Annotated in this window: 5 protein-coding genes and 2 pseudogenes; 1 reads left to right on the forward strand and 6 read right to left on the reverse strand. The window is 44.5% G+C overall.

From position 1 onward, the window contains the following. Positions 1–375: 375 nt before the first annotated feature. From O9X84_RS19270 to O9X84_RS19295, 6 genes and pseudogenes are all read right to left on the reverse strand, one after another. Positions 376–555, reverse strand: coding sequence for a hypothetical protein (locus O9X84_RS19270; RefSeq protein WP_269521279.1), 180 nt, complete (start codon positions 553–555; stop codon positions 376–378). Between the two features lie 375 nt (positions 556–930). Beyond that, entirely contained in the window at positions 931–2,436 is a 1,506-nt protein-coding gene (locus O9X84_RS19275) for a TolC family protein (protein WP_269521280.1), read from the reverse strand. Further along, entirely contained in the window at positions 2,426–5,611 is a 3,186-nt protein-coding gene (locus O9X84_RS19280; RefSeq protein ID WP_269521281.1) for an efflux RND transporter permease subunit, read from the reverse strand. Before O9X84_RS19280 ends, O9X84_RS19275 begins: the two co-directional genes overlap by 11 nt. A gap of 10 nt (positions 5,612–5,621) precedes the next feature. Next, complete coding sequence (locus O9X84_RS19285) at positions 5,622–6,710, reverse strand: efflux RND transporter periplasmic adaptor subunit (RefSeq protein ID WP_269521282.1); 1,089 nt, start codon at positions 6,708–6,710, stop codon at positions 5,622–5,624. A 249-nt stretch (positions 6,711–6,959) separates the two neighbouring features. After that, positions 6,960–7,274, reverse strand: a complete 315-nt coding sequence (locus tag O9X84_RS19290) for a hypothetical protein (RefSeq protein WP_269521283.1) — start codon at positions 7,272–7,274, stop codon at positions 6,960–6,962. A gap of 165 nt (positions 7,275–7,439) precedes the next feature. Next, a pseudogene (locus tag O9X84_RS19295) lies at positions 7,440–7,712 on the reverse strand (fructose bisphosphate aldolase); the annotation flags it as partial. Between O9X84_RS19295 and O9X84_RS19300 the strand changes: the two are divergent. Continuing rightward, positions 7,697–8,360 (forward strand): annotated as a pseudogene (locus O9X84_RS19300) (transposase); the annotation flags it as partial. The pseudogenes O9X84_RS19295 and O9X84_RS19300 sit on opposite strands and share 16 nt — an antisense overlap.

The raw sequence follows: 8,360 nt of genomic DNA on the forward strand, positions 1-8,360 counted from the left end.
GCCTGCACTCAATTTTCACTATTGCTGTACCAAAGACTTGAAAAGATCAAACAATGAAAACTGTGCAATTAACCCAAATGCCTAAACCATCTTCGTAACGGACATCTAGCCACACTAAAAGCCAGCTACAACGAAGGATAGCATATAACGTTTGTTTTACTTAAACTCGCCGATACTTTCTCTTCGTGTTGGTCTATTTCACATGGCGATTGAGCGTGCTAGCCAAATGGCAATCTACTCAGCATTTTCCACATTACTCCCATGTACCGTTTCGTAGCCAGTCTATCGCTTCCGCGACAAACCAAGTACAAAGACGTCGATAGCTAGTCGATTCGTGTGCCACTGAAAAAAAAATATCTGCTCATCACAGACTTACTATGTACTTCCGCCCTTCGCCATCCTAATCCGCTTTTGGCTGATAAGGACGCCATCAGACTCGCTGCTGAGGGTCAGTTCGGTTTTACCCTCCACACCATTACTGGCTTTCACAGGCCGAACTTTACTCACTACTACGGGATCATCTGCCACCTCACACTCGCCAATACCTTGGGTCACCCCTTGATACATACGTCCAGTAATTTACTGGATACAGTGCCAGGCTTCCCCAGTTACTGCACTGACTCCCTGTTAGCCATTCCACCCTCAAGCACTGCATAAGTCTGATTGAGTATTGGACTTTGCGCTATTTTGCACGCTTATCCACTTATACAGCCGAAACAGGTTCACTTGCGTTGTGTACCGCTAACTTCCTATCGCTTCCTTCAGACCCCACCGTTGGCCAGTGACGCCCTTGCGATTCAGATTATCTTCCCCTCAGTCAGGGTGATTCAGGTTTCTTCCAACCTGACGGGTTTGCCAGCTTCGCTGGGCAAACAAAAAAAAGGAGAGCAATTGCTCTCCTTAAACAGCTCTCAGCTTAGGTAACTTATTTTAGGTCGACGAAGATTGCCAGCCTCCTCCTAGGGCCTGATATAAGTCAACGAGTGCTGCCAGTTGCTGCTGACGAGTTTCTATAAACTCACTGCGCGCTTCTAATGCTTCGCGCTGCGCCAATAATACTTCTAAATACTCACCATGCGCTGACGTAAACAAACGATTTGCGATATCAACTGACGATTCCAAGGAAGAAATTTGCGCTTTTTTAGCATCCGCACTTTTTCCCAGATTATCCAACTTAGACAAACTATTCGACACTTCAGACACCGCTTTTAGCAGCGTAAGCTCATACTCATAAGCGGCCTGGATTTGCTCGGCGCTCGCATTTTTATAAACAGCTTCAATAGCACGCCGATTGATTAAAGGGGCAAAAATATCGCCAGATAGCGAATAGGCCAACGACTCAGGTACATTAAACAAATACCGGCTATCAAACGCAGACAACCCTACCCCAGCCTTAAGCTCTAAAGAGGGGTAAAAATTGGCTTTAGCAACATCTATATTTAAGTTTGCAGCCTGCAGTGTAAGTTCAGCTTCTCGAATGTCGGGTCGGTTTTCTAACAATGAAGCGGGCAAACCAATATTAGGCTTAACAATGTCTTCGCTAAACAACGTGTTGCTATTTCGTTGAATAGGTTGAGGCATGCGACCTAGCAATAGATTGATTGTGTTCTCTTTCTCCACAATTTCCTGTTCAATGAGAAAGCGTTCACTTTCATTCTTCTTCACCTCAGCATTAAAGCGCGCTACGGGTAAAGAAGAGGCTCGTCCATATTCTTTAAGTGCATTAATGGTTTGAATAACATTACGCTGCAACTTTATGGTGGCATCAATATTCGCCAGCTTGTTGTCTAACGCTAATAGTTCGTAGTAGCTACGAGACACTTCAGAAACAAGCTGTGTGATAAAGAAATTCTTACTTTCAATAGAAGCTAAGTATTCAAGTGACGCCACCTTTGAGGCATTCCTTAGCTTATGCCAGATATCCACTTCCCACGACGCGTTTAGCCCAAGCTCTAAATTAGCTAAGGGGTCAGGGAAAGCTTCCCCTTCCCTGATATCAAGCTGCTCTTCCACCGCGCCTTCTCGCGTATATTCACCCACTTTTTCGGTTTCAACAGCAGCACCTACAGAGACGCTTGGTAAATACTCACCTTCCCGCGCATACACCTCGTTAGACGCCATATTAATGCGTTGCACAAGTACGGCAACTTCCTTATTATTCGTTACAGCAGTTTCAACTAACGCCGTTAAATCTGGGTCGTTGAACCACGCCTCCCATTCAATTTTTGCCTCACCATTAATGGCGTCGTTGTTTTTGTCGGCGCCTAAGCCTGTGCTGCTCCCAGTACTTAGCTCATTGCTTGCGCTGAACTGTTCCGGCATGGTTACATTTGGGTCCCGCGTTTCTATTGACGGGATTGCGCACGCTTGAACAAGCAGTGCGCTGCCAATTGCCACAAAAAGAGGCTTTTTCAAAAGACGCGTGTTATTTTTCATCGCTTAGCACCTCATCGTTGTAATGATAGGTTTCTGTAAGTGGAACATGATCTTCGTTTTTAATTAGTGATTTACCCTCTTCTAGCTTAGCGAAAAGGTAGTACAACCCTGGAATAACTATGATTCCGAAGACACTACCGCAAAGTGTGCCTCCAAGTGCTGAAGCACCAATAGTTCGGTTTCCTACCGCACCTGCGCCTGTGGCGACGACCAGTGGGATAAGCCCTGCTACAAACGAAAATGAAGTCATTAATATAGGGCGGAATCGCTGTTTCGCTGCGTCAACGGCGGCTTCTGCGATAGATAAACCCTGCTGGTTTTTCTGTACCGCGTACTCAACAATCAGCACGGCGTTTTTGCCCAGTAAGCCAACCAGCATTACAAGACCTAATTGCGCGTAGACATCGTTCGCTAAGCCCATTAGGTCAAGCAGAATAAAAGAACCAATCAAACCGCTTGGCAACGACAAAATAACGGCAAGAGGAAGCAACAAGCTTTCATATTGCGACGCCAGTACTATATATACAAATAGTAGAACTACACCGAATATGACGATGGCTTCACTACCGCGTTTGGCCTCGTCAAAAGATAACCCTTCCCAACCTATGTCATAGCCTTTGGGTAACGTTGCCGCAGCAACTTCTTCAACCGCTTTAATGGCTTCGGCAGAGGTATAGCCTTTTGCGGGCTCCGCCCGAATGGCTGCAGAGGTGTACAGGTTGTATCGGGTAATTTCATTGGGCCCTTGCGTTTTAATCAGCTTCATAAACGCAGAGTAAGGCACCATCTCACCTTCCTCATTTTTTACGTAGTAGTCCATTAAATCGCTTGGGTAACGACGGTACTCTGGAGCACTTTGGGTATACACCTTGTAAAAGTTATTGAAACGGGTAAAGCCTTGCTCGTAGGTACTACCAATTAGGATATTAAGGTTTTCCATTGCCTTACCAATTGATACGCCCTTTTGCATTGCAGCTTGATTGTCTATTTCAATTTTATATTGCGGGTAATTAGCCGCGTAGAAAGTAAATAGCCCTTTAAGTTCTTTGCGTTTGGACAGCTCATCCATAAAGGATTGGTTTATTTCATCAAACTCTTGGTAATCCGTCGTATTTGTTTTGTCGAGCAAACGGAACGACAGCCCTGATGACGCGCCATAGCCAGGCACTACAGGAGGCTCGAAATATTCGACCACAGCGCCAAGATGATGAGTTTTAGCCTCTAGTTCTTCAATGATTTCCTGTACGGACTGGTCTCTATTCGCCCAGTCTTCAAGGTTAATAAGGCAAGTCCCTGCATTAGAGCCTCGGCCTTCCGTCAAGATTTCATAACCTGCGAGTGAAGAAACCGATGACACCCCTTCAACATCAAGAGCAAGGGTTTGAAGCTCCCGCGCTACTTCGTTTGTTACTTCAAGGGTGCTTCCTGGAGGGGTTTGAATAATGGCGTAAATTTGGCCCTGGTCTTCTCCAGGGATAAAACCAGTCGGAAGAATGTGATTGAAACCAATCGTGCCTGCTACAAATGCAAAAAGCGACAAAATAGTCACCACTCGACGGGTTACTAACGCTTTTATGATGCTGGTGTAACGCCCGGTGAGCTTGTCGAACCAATGATTGAATACATCAATAAGCTTACTAATTGGCGTGGCTTTTTTGGTATGTGTGTGCGGATTTTTAAGTAGCATCGCGCACAACACTGGCGTTAGCGAAAGCGCTACAATACAAGAGATGATAATAGACGATGCCATGGTGATAGAGAATTGACGATAAAAGACGCCCACCGGCCCAGTCATAAACACTAAAGGTACAAATACCGCTGTCATAACTAGAGTGATAGCAATAATAGCGCCGCCCATTTCACCTAATACCTGCTGCGTAGCCATATAAGGCGTTAAGCTAGGACTCTCTTCCATTTTTGCATGCACAGCTTCGACGATAACAATGGCGTTATCTACCACAATTCCGATAGCCAATACCAACGCGAAAAGGGTGATCAGGTTAATGTTTACCCCCGTCGCTTGCATACAAAAGAAGGTACCAATTAAGGATACGGGGACGGCCAATAGAGGAATCAAGGTAGAACGCCAGTCTCCCAAAAAGATGAAAACCACCAGCGAAACTAAGATAAATGCCTCAAATAAGGTATGCAATACCTGTTCTATCGATGCATCGAGAAACTTAGACACGTCATAGTTAATTTCGTATTTCATGCCTTCCGGAAAGGTTCCTTCAAGCTCTGCCATTTTAGCTTTTACTTGAGATATCACTTCATTAGCGCTACTGCCATAATTTTGCTTTAACACGATTGCCGCAGAAGGATACCCATCTTTGTTTGAATAGATATCGAAAAACTCACTGCTAAGCTCTACGTCTGCTATGTCACTTAGTTTAAGCAGCTTGCCGTCACTATCCGCTCTGATAATGATATTTTTGTATTCATCAGGCTCGTCATACCGTCCTTCATAAACAAGCACATATTCTTTAGACTGCGCACTTATTCCCGAGCTTCGACCGAGTCGTCCTGGACGACCAATAAGGCTTTGCTCATCAATCGACTCCATCACTTCATCGACTGAAATATTATACGCTCGCATGCGATCTGGCTTTAACCAGATGCGCATAGCATACTGACGACTACCCAATATTTTAGCGCTGGCAATACCGTTAACACGCTGTATTTCTGGTATAACGTTGATGTTCGAGTAGTTATAAAGGAACTTCTCATCGGCGTCTTCGTCTGTGCTGTACACGTTGATGTACATCAACATGCTTGGCTGCACCCTTTGAAGTACCACCCCCTCTAGTTGTACCAACTGCGGGAGCCGGTTCATTATCTGGTCAAGCCGCGTTTTTACGTTTATTAACGCTTGGTTAGGGTCTACATTCAAGTCAAAAATAACTTGGATAGTAGCTTCACCGGCACTCGTGGCATCAGACACAATGTACTTCATGCCCGGCACACCATTTATTGAACGCTCAATGGTTACCAAGGATGACTTTACAAGTACATCAGCACTTGAACCAGGGTATGCCAAAGAAATTAGAACCCTGGGAGGAGCGATATCTGGAAATTGAGAAGTAGGCAAGGTAAAAACTGAAAGCGCGCCTAAAAAGATAATCATAAGGGATAGCATGATCGCCATCACCGGACGTTTAATAAATACACCAAACATAATAAATCCCCTACTCTGCCTGAAGTGCTAGTTCAGCTAACGTATCGTCAGAAGAAATAAGGTTTGGCTTAATGCGATCGCCATTACTTACTCGTCTCAAACCCTCAAGAAGAATAGTGTCATCTTCTTTCAGCCCTTCTGATACCAAGAAGATGTGAGGTAACTCAGCTGCAATCTCTATATGTCGTGTTGTGAGGGTATTCTCAGCATCTAGAACATATACATAGTTCTGATCCAATATTTGAAAAGTTGCCTTTTGGGGAATGACCAGCGCGTTTGGATAGTCGACATCGACCAGTATATTGCCTGTTTGCCCATGTCGTAACATTTCATCAGGGTTAGGGAATGACGCACGCATTTCGATGGTGCCCGTATGGTTATCAAAATCGGCTTCAATGGTATCTATTACGCCTTTGTAAGGATAAATTGTACCGTTTGCGAGTTTTAACCGAACGCTCGTCCCCTCATTCGCTTTTCCGCTTTGTACATAATCTAGGTATTCAGACTCTGGTACATTGAAGTAAACCCACATTTGACTTAAATCAGACATGGTTGTGAGAAGTTCCCCCTCATCGAGCAGACTACCTGTTCTTGCTTCTAAGTGGTCCATCTTCCCAGTAAAGGGCGCTTTAATATCAGTGAATGCCAAATGTGCTTCTGCTAATTCAACTTCAGCCTGCGCTTTTTGATACTCGGCTTCTACAACAGCAAGCTCGTTAGGTGACACTATATTTTGGTCAACTAGCGACTTGGTGTTTTTGAACTCCATTTGCACGGCTTTAGCCTCTGCCTTAGCTCGTTTAAGTTCTGCTTCGTAGATAGTAGGCACTATTTTAAACATAGAGCTTCCTTTCTTTACCGTCTGACCTTCATCAACGAACGTAGAGGCAAGGTACCCTCTTTCCATTGCTCTTAACTCAATATGTTGAATGGCGCGAATTTGGCTGACGTACTCTTTAACAAGAACTGTATCTTTGTTTATTGGATGCGAGACATTGAACTCTAGCGGACCACTATGATGAGCTTCGTGCTCTTGATGACCACACCCAGTTAATATGACGGTAAGAATACTTGCTGCTAAAAGCGTTTTTTTGCTCATAATTTTTAAATCGTTCTTATAGGTGTTACCCATAGACAGGCAACAGCATTAGTACGGCATAGCGAGTAAATTACCGCACGGCGTTATTACCGTTCAGTTTTGCTAACACGAGGGCGCTACTAACCGCTCATGCTTTTCATTACTCAGCTATGCACGCACGAATATATCCAGCTCTGAAGAGAACTGACGTTTGTGAAAATTTTGAAATTGAAGGGCTTTTCTCTCGAAAATTAAAGCAAGAAGAAAAGCTTAAGCAGCAGGTGGCGCTCTTGTAAGTGGGGTGACGTAGCTCTTTTTAGCCCAAGAGACTAAATATGGAGGTGGGTTTTCACTAAGTGAACTAATAATCGCAGCGTTACCAAAGGTATTGATAACGGACGGGAATAGGTCGTCATGCGCATTTTCTTCTGCGCTACTTTCTATTGAGAGGGTCGAGACGGATGCATCAAGCTGATGCTTAAACGAGATGGGCTTAATATCTTGTTTAATCGTAAGCAAGCAGGTAAACAATAACAGCGCTAAACCGTAGCAAAAGCGTTGAGTATTTATGTGTTGGAAATTCACCAGTTTACTTCCAATGCTAGGCTTCAATGATATCAAGCAATGACAATGGCGCGAGATGATACACAGTCCGCTTTTTTTTGACAACAGGCTTTGAATTGAATGCGTTAATATAAACAAAAAGAGCGCTGAATAGCGCTCTTTGTAATAAACAAGTTAAGAGAAAGTCTAGGCTTTAGAAGCTTGGTAAATACCTTCAATCGCTTTATCTAGTGTTGCTTCGAACTCTTCTTGTGATTGCTGTGCAGATACGCCTTCGGTCAATGCGCGAGAGAAGCTTGCGATCATGCCTTGGTTTTCTGTTAGTTTCGCGTTTGCGTCGTCACGGCTGTAGCCGCCAGAAAGTGCAACCACTTTAAGTACGCGAGGATGATCAACAAGCTCTTTATAAAAGTTAGCTTCAGTTGGTAGCGTTAACTTAAGCATCACTTCTTCGCCTTCGCATTCACTTCCATATGCTGTTTCTTGAGGGCGCGATTAGCGAAAATACTTGGGGCGGAACTACTTTTACGCGCATCAAAGCGCCATCTCATAGCGATATGGTCGTGCTCGTGCACACCATCAGTCATCGCATCGCTAAATATTTAGAGAAAGTCGGCCTCGTCCAGCGCGATATGGAAAACAGTTATCTGAATCTACCTGTGGATGATGGAGATAGCCTGTTGCATTTACAAGGCGCCTCTGTCAGCTATCGTATTGCAATGGGACCACAACAAGGACAAAAAGTGTTTACGCTCCAAACCTTGCCTGCAAGCACCGAGGGTGAATATGGACAATTGGCCAACATTTCCGGCTTTTCGCTTCATGCAGGAGTCTTCGCCAATGCAGATGAGCCAGAAAAATTAGAAAGGCTATGTCGTTACATTAGCCGCCCAGCCATCAGTGAGCAGCGTTTAAGCATGACACAACATGGAAAAGTGCGTTATGAATTGAAAACACCGTATCGTGATGGCACTACACACGTATTCTTTGATCCAATTGATTTTATTGGCAAGCTTGCCGCTCTAATCCCTCCACCAAGGCTCAACCTTACCCGGTTTTTTGGTGTATTCGCTCCCAATAGCAACTTGAGAGCAAAGGTGACTTCAT

Source organism: Alteromonas sp. BMJM2 (assembly GCF_027257845.1).
Taxonomy (GTDB): Bacteria; Pseudomonadota; Gammaproteobacteria; order Enterobacterales; family Alteromonadaceae; genus Alteromonas.

Coding starts and splice junctions, on each gene's coding strand:
- O9X84_RS19275 (WP_269521280.1), bottom strand. CDS start 2,436: ATGAAAAATAACACGCGTCTTTTGAAAAAGCCTCTTTTTGTGGCAATT.
- O9X84_RS19285 (WP_269521282.1), bottom strand. CDS start 6,710: ATGAGCAAAAAAACGCTTTTAGCAGCAAGTATTCTTACCGTCATATTA.
- O9X84_RS19280 (WP_269521281.1), bottom strand. CDS start 5,611: ATGTTTGGTGTATTTATTAAACGTCCGGTGATGGCGATCATGCTATCC.